This window comes from Sphingomonas sp. (assembly GCF_017745215.1).
In the GTDB taxonomy this organism is placed as follows: domain Bacteria; phylum Pseudomonadota; class Alphaproteobacteria; order Sphingomonadales; family Sphingomonadaceae; genus Sphingomonas.
Window position 1 is genome coordinate 1 of the sequence record NZ_JAGHZV010000026.1, and the last position, 16186, is coordinate 16186.

Sequence of the window (16186 nt, forward strand, 5' to 3'; positions counted from 1 at the left end):
GTGGAGGTAGAAGACGTCGCCCGGATAGGCTTCGCGGCCCGGCGGGCGGCGCAGCAGCAGCGACATCTGGCGGTAGGCGACCGCCTGCTTCGACAGATCGTCATAGACGATCAGCGCGTGCATGCCGTTGTCGCGGAAATACTCGCCCATCGCGGTGCCGGTGTAGGGCGCGAGGAACTGAAGCGGCGCGGGCTCCGACGCGGTCGCGGCGACCACGATCGAATATTCCATCGCGCCATTCTCTTCGAGCGTGCGCACCAGCTGCGCGACGGTCGAGCGCTTCTGGCCCACCGCGACATAGACGCAGTAGAGCTTCTTCTTCTCGTCGTCGCCGGCGTTGACCGTCTTCTGGTTGATGAAGGTGTCGATCGCGACGGCCGACTTGCCGGTCTGGCGATCGCCGATGATCAGCTCGCGCTGGCCGCGGCCGACGGGGACGAGCGCGTCGATCGCCTTCAGGCCCGACTGCATCGGCTCGCTCACCGACTGGCGCGGGATGATGCCCGGCGCCTTCACTTCGACGCGGCTGCGGCCCTCGGCGACGATCGGGCCCTTGCCGTCGATCGGGTTGCCGAGGCCGTCGACCACGCGGCCGAGCAGGCCCTTGCCGACGGGCACGTCGACGATGGTGCCGGTGCGCTTGACAACGTCGCCTTCCTTGATCTCGGCGTCCGAGCCGAAGATCACCACGCCGACGTTATCGGCCTCGAGGTTGAGCGCCATGCCCTGCACGCCGTTCGAGAACTCGACCATCTCGCCCGCCTGGACGTTGTCGAGCCCGTGGATGCGCGCGATGCCGTCGCCGACCGACAGCACCTGGCCGGTTTCCGAGACCTGCGCCTCGGAGCCGAACGAAGCGATCTGGTCCTTGATGACCTTCGAGATTTCTGCGGCGCGGATATCCATGATTCTAGCCTTCAGCCTTTCATCGCGTGCGCGAGGGAATTGAGACGAGTGCGGATCGACGAATCGATCATTTGCGAGCCGACGCGGACGACGAGCCCGCCCAGCAGCGAGGGATCGACCGAGAGATCGACCGCGACGTCGCGGCCGATGCGCTGGCGAAGCTGCTGCTTGAGGGCCTCGACCTGGTCGGAGGTGAGCGGATGCGCCGAGGTGACCTGCGCGGTCGTCTCGCCGCGGTGCGCGGCGGCGAGGCGGCGGAAGTCGCGGATGATCGCGCCGAGCTGGCCCAGGCGACGGTTCTCGGCGAGCACGCCGAGGAAGCTGGCCGTGGTCCGGTCGAGCTTGAGCGTCGTGGCGATCGCGGCGACGGCGCGGGCGGCATCGCCGCGGGCGACGAGCGGGCTCTGGGTCAGTGCCTTGAACTCGGCCGATTCGGCGAGCGCGGCACCCACCGCGGCGAGGCTCGATTCGACGGTGGCGAGCGTTTTTGCGTCACGCGCCAGTTCGAACAGCGCATAGGCATAGCGGCCGCTCAAGCTGGCCTGGATGCCGCCAATGGTGCCGCCGGAAGTCTCCACGCGTTTCGGTTCCTCTCGGGATCAGGAGATGGCCCCATGCTCAGCGGGGCTGCACTCCAGCCAGGAGGCCCCCCATGGGTCGCGGCGCGGTTAGCATCGGTGTCCACGGGATGCAACCCGGTGGCGGCGGGTGGGGCGGAATGCTATGTGATGGGCATGAAACCGGAACGCTCCATCTTCGACGACGTCGATCCCGCGACCGAGGAGGCTGCGCTGCGCGAGGCCGAGGCGGACATCGCGGCTGGCCGCGAGGTATCACACGAGGAAGTCGTCAAATGGCTTCGGACCTGGGGCACCGATGAATCGGGCCCGCCGCCCGAATCATGGTTCAAATAAGATGGTCGCGGAGGGCGACACACGATCTGAATGCCATCCGCGCCTATGTTGAGCAGTTCCATGTTCCGGCGGCACGGCGGCTCGCGACACGGCTGATCGCCCTGGCCGACAGTCTGGCAGAGTTCCCGGACCGCGGCACGCCGATCGAAGGAGGGCGCCGTCAGCTGTCCACCGTGTGGCCTTATCTGCTGATCTATCGCCGCGAAGAGGGACTTGTCCGAATTCTGGGCATCCGTCACGGCGCAAGGATGCCCCCGGACGAGTAGAGTCGCTTTTCGCTCAGCCGGATTCGTCCTCCTCCATCACCTCCAGCCGTCGCACCCGGAGCGTGTCGATCTCCAGCTCCTTGATGCTCGCCTTGCCGATCTTGAGCCGGCCGATCGCGAGCGCCCCCACCGCCAGCGCGCCGATCGCGCCTGCGATGAAGCCGATCGAGCCCACCGCCAGCGTGCCCAGCGCGCCGGCGCCGATCGCGGCGGCGCCCGTGGCGAGCCTGGCGGGCGGCGCGTCCTCGGCCGTTTCGGCCAGTTCGGTGCGATCGGACGGGTGCGAGTGCATCGGACGCTCCACGGCAATGTGAGACCATTATATCTTCCAGCCGAATCGAGAAGGCGAGGGAGATTTCCGAAGATGGCCGGCCAGTTCGAGCAGATGACGATGTCCGACGAGGCAGTGGTCGCCGTCTACCATGCCGAGCCCGAGGGCGGGCGGCGCGGCGGGCTCGTGGTGATCCAGGAGATCTTCGGGGTCAATGCGCACATCCGCTCGGTCGCCGACGAGTATGCCGCCGAAGGCTATGAAGTGCTCGCGCCCGCGCTGTTCGACCGCGAGGCGCCGGGATTCGAAGTCGGCTACGATGGCGAAGGCATCGCTGCGGGCGTCAAGCTCGCCCGCCAGGAACATCCGATCGCGCTGTCGGTCGCCGATGTGCGGACCTGCGTCGAGGCGCTGGCGGCCAAGGGCCCGGTGTTCGTCGTCGGCTATTGCTACGGCGGCTCGATCGCCTGGCGCGCGGCGCAGAACATCGCCGAAGTCGCGGCGGCGTCGAGCTATTACGGCTCGATGGTGCCTGGGCTGCTCGACGATGCGCCGCAATGCCCGACGATCTGCCACTTCGGCCGCAACGACCACGGCATCCCGATGGACGGCGTCGAGAAAGTCATCGCCGCCGCGTTCCCCAACGTCGAGGTGTTCGTCTATGAAGCCGGCCACGGCTTCAACTGCGGCGAGCGCCCGGATTACGACGCGGCGAGCGCGGGGCTGGCGAAGGAGCGGACGCTGGCCCTGTTCCGCGCCAACGGGGGATAAGCCGCAGAGACGCCCGGGGGGCGGCGCGACACGAGGGGGGGCGAGATGACGGCCGAGACGCCGCGGCGCGGCGTGCTGATCCTGATAGGCATGATCGTGTTCACCGATACCGCCGGCATCGGGCTGATCATGCCCGTGATGCCGCGGCTGGTGATGGGGCTCACAGGCACGACGATCGACCGCGCGGCGGAGATCGGCGGCTGGCTGCTCTTCGCCTATGCGCTGATGCAGTTCCTGTTCGCGCCGGTGATCGGCGGCCTGAGCGACCATTTCGGGCGGCGCCCGGTGCTGCTCGCCACGCTAGCGGCGCTCGGCATCGACTATGCGCTGATGGCCTGGGCGCCGACGCTCGGCTGGCTGTTCCTCGGCCGCGCGGTTTCGGGGATCATGGGCGCGACCTTCGCCGCGGCGAACAGCGCGGTCGCCGACATCGTGCCGCCCGCCGAGCGCGGTAAGGCGTTCGGAGCGCTGGGCGGCGCGGGCGCGGCGGGGTTCGTGCTGGGGCCGGTGATCGGCGGGCTGTTCGGCCAGCTGGGGCCGCGCGCGCCCTTCGCCGCGGCGAGCGTGCTGGTGCTCGCGGGCGTGGTCGTTGGCTGGTTCGTGCTGCGCGAGACGCTGCCGCCCGGGCGCCGCCGTCGCTTCACCCTCGCGCGCGCCAATCCGGTGGGCAGCCTCGTCCAGATGGCGCGGTGCCCGCTGGTGATCGGCTGCCTCGTCACGGCCTTCTTCATCCAGCTCGCCGCGCAGGCGCAGCTTTCGGTGTGGAGCTACCAGGGGATCGCGCGCTTCGGCTGGGGGCCGATGGCGATCGGGCTCACCATCGCGCTGTTCGGCGTGCTGATGGTGCTGGTGCAGGGCTTCGGCGTCGGCATCGCGATCCGCCGCTTCGGCGCGGTGCGCACGGCGATCGGCAGCCTGGCGTTCGGCGCGCCCTCCTATCTGATCCTCGCCTTCGCGCCTTCCACCGCGGTGCTGGTGATCGGGGTCGTCGTGGGGTCGCTCGGCGGGCTGACCTTCCCGGCGATCCAGGCGCTGATGAGCGCGGACGTCGAGGAGAACCAGCAGGGCGAGCTGCAGGGTGCGGTGGGCAGCACGATCAGCGCGACTGCGATCCTGGGGCCGCCGCTGATGACCGGGGTGTTCGGCGCCTATGCCGATTCGCGCGGACTCTATTTTCCCGGTGCGCCCTTCCTGCTCTCGGCGGGGATCATGATGGTGGCGCTGGCGGTGCTCGGCGTCACGCTGCTCGGCCGCGCCGGGCGATTGCCGCCCGAAGGCGGCGAGGATAGGCTGGCTGCGGCCGACTGAAACGAGGGGAATCGAATGCGTTGGACGGGAATCGCTGTGCTTGCGCTGGCATGCGGCTGGTCGGGGAGCGCCGCGGCGCAGGGAACGGTGGAGTTCAAGGTCGGCGACACGGTAATCGTCGCCACGCCGCCGAAGGGCTATTGCCCGCCCGCCGGCGACGCGATCGCCACGGCGCGGATGACCGCCGCGGCCGATAGCGCGAACGTCACGCTCGCCACCTTCTATCCCTGCGGCAAGACCCAGGCGACCCAGGAGGATTATTTCCTGGTCAAGGCGCCGGTCCAGGCGCTGGCGCTCGAGATCGACCGCGACACCGCGCTCGACCAGCTCTCGGCCGCGCTCAACAAGCCCGAGGTCGTCGACGATGCGGCGGAAGCCACGTCGAAGCAGCTTTCGGACAGGACCAGCGCGATGGCGGGCAAGCCGGTTTCGGTGAAGTCCTCGATCCGCTTCACCGGGCGCGACGACGTCTGCGCCTATCTCGGCGGCACGGTCGGCTTCGCCTCGCCCGATCCCAAGCTCTCGGTCACGACCGAGGTGGGCGTGTGCATGACGGTGGTCGCGAAGAAGCTGGTCGCGGTCTATCGCTATCGCAAGGCCGGTCCCGATCCGCAGGTCGAGACGCTCCAGCGCTCGGCCCGCAACTTCGCCGAGGGCCTCGAGGGCAAGGCGGCGCAATAGCCGCCGCGGTTGCCGCGCGGGCTGCCTGCCGATAGTTTCGCCACCGAATCTTTGGGGGCCGGCAGGGGAGACAGGCATGAAGTTTCAGAGGAAGTGGCGCGGCGCGTTGGCGCTGGCGGCGGGGGCGGCGGCCGCGTTGCCGGCCCATGCCGAAGTGATCGAGATCACCGGCGAGTTTCCGGCGCCGAGCCGCGAGGCCAGCCTGCTCACATCGCTCCATGTCGCGCCGATCTCGGGGCAGGACGGGCCGGCGCTCGAGATCGCGATCGAGCGCGCGCTGGCGAACGGGGTGCCGTTCGCGCTGGTCGCCGGCCGCGCGGGGCGCCAGGGTGCCGAGGGCACGCTCTCGGGCACCGTCTCGACCGGGGTCGAGGAGAGCCGCTACACGCGCAAGGACAAGCACTGCGTCCAGAAGGATGCGAACAACAAGAAGTGCGTGAAGGAGGAGGAAGTCGAGGTGCCGTGCAAGCGGCGCGTCGTGAACGTCAACGCCGACCTGCGTATCGTGCGCGAGACCGACGGGCGCATCGTCTATTCGCGCGGCTTCCCGATCCGCGACGAAATCACCTGGTGCCAGAAGGAGAACCCGCCGCGCACCGTGGAGGAGAGCGTGTCGAACGCGATCGGCAACATCGCAGGCTCGATCCGCTACGACGTCGCGCCGCGCGTGGAGACCTATCGGATCCGGCTGCGCGAAACCAACAAGGGCATGGACAAGCCGACGGCGCAGCAGTTCAAGGCGCTGATCAAGTCGTCGCAGCGCGACATGCGCGGCGCATGCCAGGCCTGGACGGCGATGGACCAGGCGACGCCGGGCAACGGCTCGCTGCTCTACAACCTCGGGCTGTGCGCCGAGCAGCGCGGCGATTACGAAGGCGCGATCGCGCTGTACCGCCGCGCCGTGGCGGCAGGCGCGCGCGAGGGGAGCGATGGCGCGAACCGCGCGACCCAGCTGATCGCCGGCCGCGACGATGCGCGCGAACGGGCGAAGCGGCGCTAGGCTTTCGGCGCTTCGGCCTCGCTTGTAGGGGGCGCTGGCATGACCGACAGTTTCTTCACGCCCTCGGGCGTCCGTCTTCGCAGGTATTCCGCGCGGCCGGGCGCGCTCAACTGGCTGCTGCTGCCGGGCGGGCCCGGGATCGGGTCGGAGAGCCTCGGGGAACTCGCCGCGACGCTCGACGTGCCGGGGATGGTGTGGCTGGTCGACCTGCCGGGCGACGGGTCGAACCGAAATCCGCCGGGTGCCGGAGCCGACGTCTTCGCGGGCTGGCCGCAGGTGCTCGCCGAAGCGGCGGCGGCGCTGCCCGACGTGGTGTTCGCCGGCCATTCGACCGGGGGGATGTACCTGCTCGCGACGCCGGCGCTGGCAGGCAAGGTGCGCGGGCTGGCGCTGCTCGACACCGCGCCCGACGCGCGCTGGCATCCGCGCTTCGTCGAGATGGCGGCGGCGAACCCGCTGCCTGCGGTCGAGGCGGCGGCCGCCGTCTACGAAGCCGACCGGTGCGACGCGAACATCGCGGCGATCGCGGTGGCTTCGGCCGAATGGAACTTCACGGCTGAAGGGGTGGAGGCAGGCCGCGAACTGCTCGCGCGGATGCCGTACAACAGCGCGGCGGTCGACTGGTCGGATGCGAACTTCGACCATGTCTATGCCGCGGCGTGGTGGCCGGAGGACGTGCCGGTGCTGGTGCTCGCGGGCGCCGGGGACCGGATCGTCTGGCAGGGCGGCTGGGACGAAGCGCGCTTCCGCACGCCCAATGCGCGGTTCCGCACCGTGCCGGGCGGCGGGCACTTCCCGTGGATCGAGAACCCCGGCGCGGTGGCCGCGGCGTTTCGGGAGCTGGCGGCGGCGATCGAGGCGGGCTGAACGGAGTCCCCCACCATAAACCGTCACCCCGGCGAAAGCCGGGGCCCAGGGCAGCGAGCGATGCCCCCTGTAAGCCTGGGTCCCGGCTGTCGCCGGGATGACGACTAAGCGTTCAACACCTTACCCCTGCCGGCGCGGTTGGCCGCCGCCGCCCTGGCGCTGCTGGCCGCCGCCGGCGCGCGGGCGCCAGTTGCCCTTGGGACGGGCGTAGTTGCGCGGCTGCTCACCGGTGGCGTTGCCGCCTTCGGCGCGGCGCGGCTGGGCCGGGCGCTGGTCGGTGCGCGGACGATCGTCGCGCTGCGGGCGCGCATCCTGGCGGACGCGATCGCCGTGCGGACGCTGGTCGTCGCGGCGCGGACGGTCGTCCTGGCGCGGGCGGAAGTCGCCGCGCGGCGCCTCGGCGCGCTGCGGGCGCTGGTCCTGGCGCTCACCCTGCGGACGCTCGGGGCGCGGCCCACGCTCGCCGAAGGGACGCGCCTCGTGACGCGGCCGAGCCTCGCGGAACGGGCGCGACGGACGCCCGCCCTCACCACGTTCCCGCTGCATCTCGCGGCCGCGGCGGCCGTTGGCCTCGTCGCGGGCGATCGGCATGGGCGCGCGCGACTTGGCGATCTTGCCCGCCTCGGCCAGGAACCCCTCGGGCAGCGGACGCACCGCCACCTTCTGGCGGGTCAGCTTCTCGATGTCGCGAAGGTACGCGCGCTCGTCGTCGGCGCAGAAGCTGATCGCGATGCCATCGTTGCCCGCGCGCGCGGTGCGGCCGATGCGGTGGACATATTGCTCGGGCACATTGGGCAGCTCGAAGTTGAACACATGGCTCACCCCCGAGACGTCGATCCCGCGCGCGGCGATGTCGGTCGCCACCAGGATCGGCACCTTGCCCGCGCGGAACTCGCCGAGCGCGCGCTCGCGCTGCGGCTGGCTCTTGTTGCCGTGGATGGCGTTCGAGGCGATGCCGTTGCCCGCGAGCAGGCGGACGACGCGGTCGGCGCCGTGCTTGGTGCGCGTGAAGATCAGCGCGCGGTCGATCGTCTCGCTGCGCAGCATCATCGTGAGCAGCGCCTGCTTCTCGGTCTGGTTGACGAAGGTCACCTGCTGCTCGACGCGCTCCGCGGTGGTGGCGACGGGCGTGACCTTCACTTCGGCGGGATCCTCGCGGAGGAACTGGCCCGCGAGCTCGCGGATCGCCTTGGGCATCGTCGCCGAGAAGAACAGCGACTGGCGCTTGGCCGGCAGCTCGCGGACGATGCGGCGCAGCGCGTGGATGAAGCCCAGGTCCATCATCTGGTCGGCTTCGTCGAGCACGAGGATCTCGATCCCGATCAGGATGGCGTAGCATTGCTCGATCAGGTCGACGAGGCGGCCGGGCGTGGCGACGAGGATGTCGACGCCGCGCGCGAGGTCGGTCTTGTTCTTGTGGATCGAGACGCCGCCGAACACGGTGGCGACGCGCAGGCCCGTGCCCTTGGAATAGTCGCGCGCGCTGTCGGCGATCTGCGAGGCGAGCTCGCGGGTGGGGGCGAGCACGAGCATGCGGGTGCCGCGCGGCTGGGCGCGCCGGCCGCTCGCGACCAGCCGGTCGATCGAGGGGAGCATGAACGCGGCGGTCTTGCCGGTGCCCGTCTGGGCGATGCCGAGCAGGTCGCGGCCCTCGAGCAGCGACGGGATCGCCTGCGCCTGGATCGGCGTGGCGGTCTCATAGCCCTTGGCGGCAAGCGCGGCGAGAACGGTCCCGGAGAGACCGAGTTCGGAGAATTGCATTGGAATCCTTGCGTAAAACGGCTCACGCGCGCCAGCTTTGGGCGCGCGGAAGCGGGGTCAAAAGATGACGACCCGCGTGACTAGGGAAGCCGGAAAAATAACCGAGGCAGAGCCGGGACGGCTGACCGTCCGATCACGCTGCATGGTGCCTCGCTGGCCGCGCATATGGCAGCGAGGTTGCCCTAAGTCAAGGCGGGCGCGGTTCGCAATGCACCTCGCGGCGCATGGCAGTGGGTCGGCACCGCCCCCAAACGGACTCTCAGGGCTTGGGCGCGTCGCCGTCCTTCTTGGGGAATTGCAGCGTCTTGCAGCCGGGCTCGGCGGTGGGGCGGAAGCTCCACAGCGCGAGCTGGTAGATCGGCGCCTGCCAGTTCTCGAACACCGCGATGCCGGGCATCAGCGAGCAGACGCTGGTCCGCTCGGGCCCGCGCGTGGTGGTCACCATCAGCGCGGCATAGTCGAGCGTGTCGGTGCGGCTGCTCTCGACGGTGAGGAGCAGGCTGCCCTTGCGGAAGGTGCCGAGGCCGAAGCGGATCTCGCCGCCCGCCGGCTTGGTGTTGCGCGAGGCATCGCCGGCGCGGACCAGCCGCGGCACGAGTTCGCCGCCCTGCTCGTCGAGCACGATCGTCACGGAGTCGCCGGGGTTGAGCAGGACATTGCCTTGGGTGACCCAGGGCAATGTCTGGTCGAGCCGGATCGTCTGCGCGGTGCCGTCGGCCGACTCGATGCGAAGCGTGTCGACATGGCGGCAGGCGCTCGCGACGGCGCAGGGATCGGCGTCCTGGAGCGCGAGCATCGGCAGCAGCAACGGCATTGAAATCCCCCTCGAATCCGGCGGCTTGCTGGTCTGGCGACTGTGCGGCGCGGGCGGCGGCGGGTCAACCGCGCAGGGCTGGCCGGGGGAAGCGTTTCGCGGCATGATAGCGCTAACGAACGAGGAGAGGGGCGATGCGGATCGGCGTGGCGGTGGCAGCGTGCGTGCTGGTGGGGACGGGCACGGCGGAGGCGCAGCAGCTCAGTCCCGAGCAGGCGGCGCTGATCGAGGGCGATCCGGCCGCGGCGCCGCAGCGGCTCGAACTGCGCGACTTGCCCAAGGCGACCGGGCCTGCGGACGACCTGTTCAACGGGCGCAACCTCGCGGGCTGGCTGCCCTGGCTGGGCTTTGCCGACACGTCGGTAACCTTCCGCTCGAACCCCGGCGCCGAGCCGCTGGGCACGCGCGCCGACTGGCGGCGGATCTTCTCGGTGGAGCAGGTCGACGGCGGACCGGTGATCAAGGCCGGGGGCAACTATTGGGGCAGCCTCGCGAGCACCGGCGACTATGGCGACTTCCACCTGAGCCTCGAATATCGCTGGGGTGCCGAGGAGCCCGGACGCGCGCGAAACAACGGCGTGGTGTACCTCTCGCATGGGGCGCCGGGCGCGGCATTCGGGACCTGGATGACGGGGATGGAGTTCCAGCTCGAGCACGGCTCGAACGGCATGGCGATCCCGATGGGCCGCTCGATGCGCGCGGGCGCGACGATCGCCCAGGACAGGACCGTCCGCTACCCTTTCCGCGTCTATCGGCTCGGCGGCAGGGCGATCGACCTCGCCAACGTCAACCCGGCCTATAGCGTCGAGCATGCCAGCGACGCCGAGAAGCCCGCGGGGGAGTGGAACCGGATCGACCTCTATGTCGTCGGCAACCGCGCGATCCATGTCGTCAACGGCGTGCCCGTGATGATGCTGACCGACATTGCCGAGATCGGCCCCGACGGGAAGCGCACCCCCGTCACCAAGGGGCACATCCAGCTCCAGGCCGAGGGCGGAGTCACCTATTTCCGCAACATCCGGATCGAGCCGATCAAGCGGCTGCCGCGTCTCGTCGCGGTGAATCCCTAGGGCGAAGTCCTTGCTGCCGGTTAACCAGGTTCAAACCATTCCGGACTAGCTCCCGGGCGGTGCGCGCGTTCGTCCAGCCCCTTCCGCTCGTTGCGAGTCAAATTGTGCTGGCCCTGGCCGGACTGGTGCTGCTCGCGCTGTGGCCGCCGGTCCGCGGGGCGATGATCGTGGTGCCGCTGAGCGGCCAGGCCGCCGACGCCGTGCTGGCGCTCGAGGGCGGCGCACGGCTGCTTGGCGAAGGGCCGCTGCCCGGCTCGCTGGTGGTGACGGGCAACCGCGTCAAGCTCGCCGCGGCGCTCAAGGGGCGTGCGCTGCTGCTCGCGGCGCCGGCGATGCTGTGCGGCGCGGCGGCGCGGCGGGGGAAGGCATGACGCGGATCCACGAACTCGACCAGCTCCGTGCCCGCGGCGTGCGCGTGATCGTCGCCTGCGCCTGGGCCTGGACCGCGGCGCTGCTCTTCATCGGCCTGTTCACGCGCGCCGACAATCTCGTCGCGGTGATCGCGATCGCCGGGATCGCCAACCTGCTCCCCACGCGCGTGGCGCTCGCGCACCGCCACGACGACGGCGCGCGGCTGCTCGCCGGCACGCTCGCCGCGATCCACCCGGCGCTGCTCGTCTATCTGTTCAACGGCCACGGCTGGCAGATGGACGCGCACATGTATTTCTTCGTCGCGATCGCGGCGCTGACCCTGCTCTGCGACTGGCGGCCGTTCGTGCTCGCCACGGGCCTGATCGCGGCGCACCATCTGCTGTTCGAGTTCCTCGCGCCCGAATGGGTGTTCACCGGATCGGGCAACCTCGGCCGCGTGGTCTTCCACGCCGTCGCGGTGATCCTCCAGTCGACCGTGCTCGGCTATCTCGCGGTCAAGCTGCGCGCGCTGATGGAGCGTCAGGCCGTCGCGCGCGCCGAAAGCGAAGCGCTCGCGCACGAAGCCGAGGCGCGCCGGGCCGAGGCCGTCGCCGCAGTCGCCGCCAGCCGTCAGGCCGAAGGACGCGCCGCCGACGCGCGCGCGCGCAACGACGCACTCGCCCGCGAAGCGACTGACGCGCGGCGCAAAGCGGTGCTCGACTTCGCGCGCGGCTTCCAGGACACGATCGCCTCGACCGTCGACGCGGTCAGCCGCGCTTCGGAGGAGCTCCACGGCTTCGCGCGCGAGCTCAACATCCTCGCGCGCCGGGCGAGCGGCGATACCGCCCACAGCGCCGCCGCCGCGCAGCAGAGCTCGAGCCGCGCTGGCGAAGTCGCGGGGCGCATCCGCGAACTCTCGGCTTCGATCGGCGCGATCGCCGGCCAGATCGACCAGCAGGCGCGGCTTTCGAGCGACGCGCAGCAGGTCTCGGCCTCGGGCAACCAGGCGGTGCGCGCGCTCGCCGAGAGCACGCGCTCGATCGCGGGCTTCGCGGACTCGATCCAGGAGATCGCCTCGCACACCAACCTGCTCGCGCTCAATGCGACGATCGAAGCGGCGCGCGCGGGCGAGGTGGGCAAGGGCTTCACCGTCGTCGCCAAGGAAGTGAAGCAGCTCGCCGGCCAGACCTCGGGCGCGACGGGCGAGATCCGCATGCTCGCCGAATCGGTCGAGGACGGCGCCGACGTCGCGCAATCGGCGCTGAGCGGGGTGGCGGAGAGCGTCTCGGCGCTCGCCCAGGCGGCGCAGGCGATCCGCGGCGCGGTCGACATCCAGCGCTCGACGGTGGGCGCGATCGACGCCGCCGCCTCCGACGTGGCGGCGGGGATGGCGCGAATGGCGGACCGGCTCTCGGGGGTGGCCGGTGCCGTCGACGACACCGAGAAGCTCAGCGCGCGCGTGGCGGGCTCCGCGGCCGAGCTGGCCAAGGCGGCGCATGCGCTGCGCCATGCCGCGGACGGGTTCGTGGAGCGGCTTCAGGCGGCTTGAGCGGGCTACGGCGCCGAGCCGACGCAACCCTGACTTTGCTCACCACTCACCAAGATCCGACGTTCGATGAGCTGGCGCGAAAAGCGTCGCATCGCCGCGAGCCCGCGATTGATGGCGGCGCTGTCTACCTCGCTCTGGTCCGTTGCCTGATACTCGCGAAAGAAGAGCGCCTCCGCTTGCATCGCTTCGGCGCGGGTGCAGAATTCATCGCCGCCATTCCCGCCGACCACCATCGAATAGGAGAGCGTCAGTTGGCTTCCATCCGCGAGCCATACGCCCCTCTGGGACAGGGGGAAGCAAGCAGTTCCGCTCGCAGGCCCGAGCGACACGCCGGTTGCGGCGCCGAACCGATCCCAGCACGCTGCCTTGGCGCCTCGGTTACGCGCGGCACGAGCGCATCTGCAAGCCGCTTCGGCGCGGGGCTGGAGCTCCCCGACCCGCAGTCTGGCGAGCCCCGCTGTCGGCGGATCGAGCAGCATCACCACGGGCACCCCGACCACCGCAACCCCGATCAGCGCGAGCCACAGATACAGCCAGATGCGAGCCATGCCCTATCCCCCCGGGGCGGGATGATACTCGCGTTCACGATAGTCGAACCAGTCGAAATCGGCGTGCAGCGCCGCGCCTGAGGTGTCCTGGCAGGCCATCCCCACGAAGGCGCCGGTGAAGTTGGGCTGGCCCGGCGCGGTGGCTTCGTCGGAGAGGATCGAAGCGTCGAAGACTTCTGGGAGCCAGTTCCACGCGCCGCTGTCCACGCGCCAGGCGAAGCGGAGGCGCTCATAATCCACGTCGCAGCGCAGCTCGATCGGGCCTTCTGGGGTCGGCAACGGCGCGGTGAAGGCGTCGGCGACGGGGGAGTCGGGGAGAGCGGACATCACGCGGAGGTGGCGGCCGTGCTCCTCGTCATGCGTGACGTGGAGGTAGTGGAACTTGGCGCTGTTGTAATAGGCGACCAGCCCCGCGGCCTGCTGGAAATGCTCGGGCGCATAGTCCATCGCGCAGGTGGCGGTGTAGCAGAAGGCCTGCTGGCGCCGCGCGACGAGCGACTGGGTGAACAGCGCGCCGATGCTCTCGCGGCCGTAGAGGCGGAGGTGGCCGGGGCGAGCGGCGAGGCTGAAGATCGCCTCGGGCTCGGGGGTGCGCAGCCACTGGAAGTCGATCGGCATCTCGGCGTCGTCGAAGTCGGCGCGGGCGGGAGTCTCGGGCCAGGGGTGCGGCGCCAGGCCGGGCGCGGATGCGCTCAGCATCGGCAGCCCGGAGCCGTCGAGCGTGTAGAGCCAGCCGTCGTCGCCCCAGCGCATCGGCTGGAGCGCCGTCTCGCGGCCGAGGATGCAGCGGCCGCGGTTCCTCAGGGGGCGGCCGCAGAGATAGGCGATGTACGTCTCGCCCGCCGCCGTCTCCACGAGGTCGGCGTGGCCCGCGCGCATCAGCGGCGCGTCGGGGCGAGTGCGGCTCGAGAGGATATAGGTGTCGGGGTGGAGCTCATAGGGCCCGAGCAGCTCGCGGCTGCGCGCCATCGTCACGGCGTGGTTCCAGCCGGTGCCGCCCTCGGCGGTGAGGAGATGGTAGAAGCCGCCGCGGCGATAGAGGTGCGGCGCTTCGGTCAGGCCGAGCGGGGTGCCCGCGAAGATGTTCACGCGCTCGCCGACGAGTCCGCGCGCCTCGGGCGAATATTCCTGCGCGACGATCCCGGCGAAGCGGTTGCGGCCCGGGCGATGGTCCCACAGCATGTTGAGCAGCCACTTGCGCCCATCCTCGTCGTGGAACAGCGAGGGGTCGAAGCCACTGCTGTTGAGGTAGACGGGGTCGGACCACTCCCCGTCGATCGTGTCGCACGTGACGAGATAATTGTGGAAGTCGCGCAAGCTCGCGCCCGAGGCGCCGCCGACGCTGGTGCGGCCGTAGCGCTTCACGTCGGTGTAGATCAGGTGGAAGCGCTCGCCGTCGTGGCTGAGGCACGGTGCCCAGACGCCGCAGCTGTCCGGATCGCCGCGCATGTCGAGCTGGCCCTTGCGGACCAGCGGCCGCGTGAGCAGCCGCCAGTTCACCAGGTCGCGGCTGTGGTGGATCTGGACGCCGGGGAACCATTCGAAGGTCGAGGTGGCGATGTAATAGTCGTCGCCCACGCGGCAGATCGAGGGATCGGGATTGAACCCCGGCAGGATCGGGTTGCGGATCATGCGGTCAGGGTCCTTCGGCTGCGCACGCGGACTTCGATGACGATGCCGAGCACGAGCAGCAGCACCCCGAATCCGAAGCCCACGTACCCCGCGATCCCCGCTGCGCCAATGCCCGCGACGCCGCCGAGATAGGCGACCGTCCCGCCGCCGAGCAGGATCGGGATGATCCCGCTCTCGCGCTCCGGCTTGCCGCCGGGCTTGCGCACCAGCGTCCAGAGCAGCGCGGCGGCGATCAGGTCGAGCACCGAGAGCGCGACGAAGAAGGGCGTATAGCCGATCTTGGTCACCAGCGCGCCGATCAGCAGCGTGAAGATCATCACGCCGAGGTTCGCCATCGTCCCCGCCATGCCCGCGACCGTGCCGATCTCGTTGCGCCGGAACAGGTCGCTGCCGAGCGTGAGGTTGGTGACCGACAGCGTCTGGTGCGCGAAGCCGCCGAGGCTCAGGAGGATCACTGCGGCCGTCGGACTCGTCACCGTGCCGACAAATGCCATGCTCGTCATCATCAGCGCCCCGAAGGTGAAGGTCCAGCGCCGCGCGTCGATCAGCTGGACGCCGCGCCGCTCGAGGAACAGCACCAGCGCCGGCCCGAACAGGCAGCCCAGGTCGGCGGCGACGAAGGGCACGATCACGGCGATCGCGAGCGACTTGAGGTCGAGCCCGCGCGCTTCGCTCAGGTAGAGCGGCAGCCAGAAGGTGAGCGTCGCCCAGGTCGGGTCGGCGAGGAAGCGCGGGATCGCGATCCCCCAGAAGTTGCGCCGGCCGAGCAGCGAGAGCACCGGCGGCTTCTCGCCGCTCCCCGCCTGGAGGTGCGCTTCCTGCCCGGATCGGATCGTCGCCAGCTCCTCGGGCGCGAGATCGGGATGCGAATCGGGCGTGCGATACCAGCGCAGCCACAGCAGCACCCAGAGCAGCGCCAGCAGCCCGGCGGCGTAGAAGGCCGCGCGCCAGCTCCACCAGACGATCGACACCGCGACCAGCGGTCCGGCGAGCGCGATCCCCGCCGAGGCGCCGAGATTATAGATCCCGCCCGCGAGCCCACGCTCCTTCGCCGGGAACCATTCGGAGACGACCTTGAGCCCGGCGGTATGCGCCGTCCCCTCGGCGAAACCCAAGGCCCCGCGCAGCGCCGCGAGCCCCTGCCAGTTGCCGACGAGCCCATGCGCGGCGATCAGCAGCCCCCAGCCGGTCGCGAAGATCGCCATGCCGGTGCGCAAGCCGATGCGGTCGAGGATGTACCCTACCACCGGCTGGAGCATGATGAAGGCCTGGAACACGCCGGTGACCCAGCTGTACTGCTCCTTGGTCATCGGCACGTCGGCCTTGAAGGCGTCGGTGGCGACTGCGACGCCCAGCGTCTGGCGGACGAGATAGTTGATGATCGTGCCGAGCATCACGATCACGATGATCCACCAGCGGAGCGCCCGCGTGCGTTGCCAGAAGCTCAACTGCCCTCTCCCGCCGGCCGCGCGTCGGC

General features: G+C 70.3%; 18 protein-coding genes. 10 read left to right on the forward strand and 8 right to left on the reverse strand.

The window, feature by feature from the left end:
- On the reverse strand, positions 1-906 hold a 906-nt coding region (atpA, locus tag J7495_RS18840; RefSeq protein WP_294058487.1), incomplete at its 3' end, for a F0F1 ATP synthase subunit alpha.
- Positions 907-917: 11 nt separating this feature from the next.
- Positions 918-1484, reverse strand: coding sequence for a F0F1 ATP synthase subunit delta (locus tag J7495_RS18845; RefSeq protein ID WP_294058488.1), 567 nt, complete (start codon positions 1482-1484; stop codon positions 918-920).
- Between the two features lie 156 nt (positions 1485-1640).
- Here J7495_RS18845 and J7495_RS18850 point away from each other — a divergent pair, with 156 nt between their 5' ends.
- Complete coding sequence (locus tag J7495_RS18850; RefSeq protein WP_294058489.1) at positions 1641-1820, forward strand: antitoxin; 180 nt, start codon at positions 1641-1643, stop codon at positions 1818-1820.
- A complete protein-coding gene (locus tag J7495_RS18855; protein WP_294058490.1) occupies positions 1808-2086 on the forward strand; it encodes a type II toxin-antitoxin system RelE/ParE family toxin in 279 nt (92 codons plus the stop codon). The genes J7495_RS18850 and J7495_RS18855 overlap by 13 nt, the downstream gene beginning before the upstream one ends.
- Positions 2087-2099: 13 nt before the next feature.
- Here the strand turns inward: J7495_RS18855 and J7495_RS18860 are convergent, their stop codons facing one another.
- Positions 2100-2378, reverse strand: a complete 279-nt coding sequence (locus tag J7495_RS18860) for a hypothetical protein (RefSeq protein ID WP_294058491.1) — start codon at positions 2376-2378, stop codon at positions 2100-2102.
- 72 nt (positions 2379-2450) lie between these two features.
- On the opposite strand from J7495_RS18860, the gene J7495_RS18865 reads away from it, so the two are divergent.
- The 5 genes from J7495_RS18865 (at position 2451) to J7495_RS18885 (ending at position 6984) form a co-directional block, all read left to right on the forward strand.
- Positions 2451-3128: a dienelactone hydrolase family protein gene (locus J7495_RS18865; protein WP_294058493.1), complete on the forward strand. Its 678-nt coding sequence runs from the start codon at positions 2451-2453 to the stop codon at positions 3126-3128.
- A 45-nt stretch (positions 3129-3173) separates the two neighbouring features.
- The gene (locus tag J7495_RS18870) at positions 3174-4436 is read left to right on the forward strand and encodes an MFS transporter (RefSeq protein ID WP_294058494.1); all 1263 of its coding nucleotides are present in this window, start codon (positions 3174-3176) and stop codon (positions 4434-4436) included.
- A 15-nt stretch (positions 4437-4451) separates the two neighbouring features.
- The gene (locus tag J7495_RS18875; RefSeq protein WP_294058495.1) at positions 4452-5117 is read left to right on the forward strand and encodes a hypothetical protein; all 666 of its coding nucleotides are present in this window, start codon (positions 4452-4454) and stop codon (positions 5115-5117) included.
- Between the two features lie 76 nt (positions 5118-5193).
- A complete protein-coding gene (locus J7495_RS18880) occupies positions 5194-6117 on the forward strand; it encodes a tetratricopeptide repeat protein (protein WP_294058496.1) in 924 nt (307 codons plus the stop codon).
- A 39-nt stretch (positions 6118-6156) separates the two neighbouring features.
- On the forward strand, positions 6157-6984 hold the full coding sequence (locus tag J7495_RS18885; protein ID WP_294058498.1) for an alpha/beta hydrolase: 828 nt from the start codon (positions 6157-6159) through the stop codon (positions 6982-6984).
- Positions 6985-7104: 120 nt separating this feature from the next.
- Here the strand turns inward: J7495_RS18885 and J7495_RS18890 are convergent, their stop codons facing one another.
- Positions 7105-8745, reverse strand: coding sequence for a DEAD/DEAH box helicase (locus J7495_RS18890; RefSeq protein WP_294058499.1), 1641 nt, complete (start codon positions 8743-8745; stop codon positions 7105-7107).
- A gap of 259 nt (positions 8746-9004) precedes the next feature.
- Positions 9005-9559: a hypothetical protein gene (locus tag J7495_RS18895; protein WP_294058501.1), complete on the reverse strand. Its 555-nt coding sequence runs from the start codon at positions 9557-9559 to the stop codon at positions 9005-9007.
- A gap of 134 nt (positions 9560-9693) precedes the next feature.
- Here J7495_RS18895 and J7495_RS18900 point away from each other — a divergent pair, with 134 nt between their 5' ends.
- The 3 genes from J7495_RS18900 to J7495_RS18910 all read left to right on the forward strand — a co-directional run bounded on the left by J7495_RS18900 (position 9694) and on the right by J7495_RS18910 (position 12529).
- Positions 9694-10629 carry a DUF1080 domain-containing protein gene (locus J7495_RS18900; protein ID WP_294058502.1) on the forward strand — a complete coding sequence of 312 codons (936 nt, stop codon included), beginning with the start codon at positions 9694-9696 and terminating at the stop codon, positions 10627-10629.
- 104 nt (positions 10630-10733) lie between these two features.
- Entirely contained in the window at positions 10734-11000 is a 267-nt protein-coding gene (locus tag J7495_RS18905; RefSeq protein ID WP_294058503.1) for a hypothetical protein, read from the forward strand.
- On the forward strand, positions 10997-12529 hold the full coding sequence (locus J7495_RS18910) for a methyl-accepting chemotaxis protein (RefSeq protein ID WP_294058504.1): 1533 nt from the start codon (positions 10997-10999) through the stop codon (positions 12527-12529). The genes J7495_RS18905 and J7495_RS18910 overlap by 4 nt, the downstream gene beginning before the upstream one ends.
- A 5-nt stretch (positions 12530-12534) precedes the next feature.
- On the opposite strand, the gene J7495_RS18915 is transcribed toward J7495_RS18910, so the two are convergent.
- Genes J7495_RS18915 through J7495_RS18925 form a run of 3 tightly spaced genes read right to left on the reverse strand, consistent with a single transcriptional unit; the run spans position 12535 to position 16157 of the window.
- The gene (locus J7495_RS18915; RefSeq protein WP_294058505.1) at positions 12535-13077 is read right to left on the reverse strand and encodes a hypothetical protein; all 543 of its coding nucleotides are present in this window, start codon (positions 13075-13077) and stop codon (positions 12535-12537) included.
- Between the two features lie 3 nt (positions 13078-13080).
- Positions 13081-14709 carry a glycoside hydrolase family 43 protein gene (locus tag J7495_RS18920; RefSeq protein ID WP_294058507.1) on the reverse strand — a complete coding sequence of 543 codons (1629 nt, stop codon included), beginning with the start codon at positions 14707-14709 and terminating at the stop codon, positions 13081-13083.
- Positions 14706-16157: an MFS transporter gene (locus tag J7495_RS18925; RefSeq protein ID WP_294058509.1), complete on the reverse strand. Its 1452-nt coding sequence runs from the start codon at positions 16155-16157 to the stop codon at positions 14706-14708. The genes J7495_RS18920 and J7495_RS18925 overlap by 4 nt, the downstream gene beginning before the upstream one ends.
- Between the last annotated feature and the right edge of the window lie 29 nt (positions 16158-16186).

Coding starts and splice junctions, on each gene's coding strand:
- J7495_RS18850 (WP_294058489.1), top strand. CDS start 1,641: ATGAAACCGGAACGCTCCATCTTCGACGACGTCGATCCCGCGACCGAG.
- J7495_RS18875 (WP_294058495.1), top strand. CDS start 4,452: ATGCGTTGGACGGGAATCGCTGTGCTTGCGCTGGCATGCGGCTGGTCG.
- J7495_RS18900 (WP_294058502.1), top strand. CDS start 9,694: ATGCGGATCGGCGTGGCGGTGGCAGCGTGCGTGCTGGTGGGGACGGGC.
- J7495_RS18855 (WP_294058490.1), top strand. CDS start 1,808: ATGGTTCAAATAAGATGGTCGCGGAGGGCGACACACGATCTGAATGCC.
- J7495_RS18910 (WP_294058504.1), top strand. CDS start 10,997: ATGACGCGGATCCACGAACTCGACCAGCTCCGTGCCCGCGGCGTGCGC.
- J7495_RS18870 (WP_294058494.1), top strand. CDS start 3,174: ATGACGGCCGAGACGCCGCGGCGCGGCGTGCTGATCCTGATAGGCATG.
- J7495_RS18865 (WP_294058493.1), top strand. CDS start 2,451: ATGGCCGGCCAGTTCGAGCAGATGACGATGTCCGACGAGGCAGTGGTC.
- J7495_RS18860 (WP_294058491.1), bottom strand. CDS start 2,378: ATGCACTCGCACCCGTCCGATCGCACCGAACTGGCCGAAACGGCCGAG.
- J7495_RS18890 (WP_294058499.1), bottom strand. CDS start 8,745: ATGCAATTCTCCGAACTCGGTCTCTCCGGGACCGTTCTCGCCGCGCTT.
- J7495_RS18915 (WP_294058505.1), bottom strand. CDS start 13,077: ATGGCTCGCATCTGGCTGTATCTGTGGCTCGCGCTGATCGGGGTTGCG.
- J7495_RS18880 (WP_294058496.1), top strand. CDS start 5,194: ATGAAGTTTCAGAGGAAGTGGCGCGGCGCGTTGGCGCTGGCGGCGGGG.
- J7495_RS18920 (WP_294058507.1), bottom strand. CDS start 14,709: ATGATCCGCAACCCGATCCTGCCGGGGTTCAATCCCGATCCCTCGATC.
- J7495_RS18895 (WP_294058501.1), bottom strand. CDS start 9,559: ATGCCGTTGCTGCTGCCGATGCTCGCGCTCCAGGACGCCGATCCCTGC.
- J7495_RS18885 (WP_294058498.1), top strand. CDS start 6,157: ATGACCGACAGTTTCTTCACGCCCTCGGGCGTCCGTCTTCGCAGGTAT.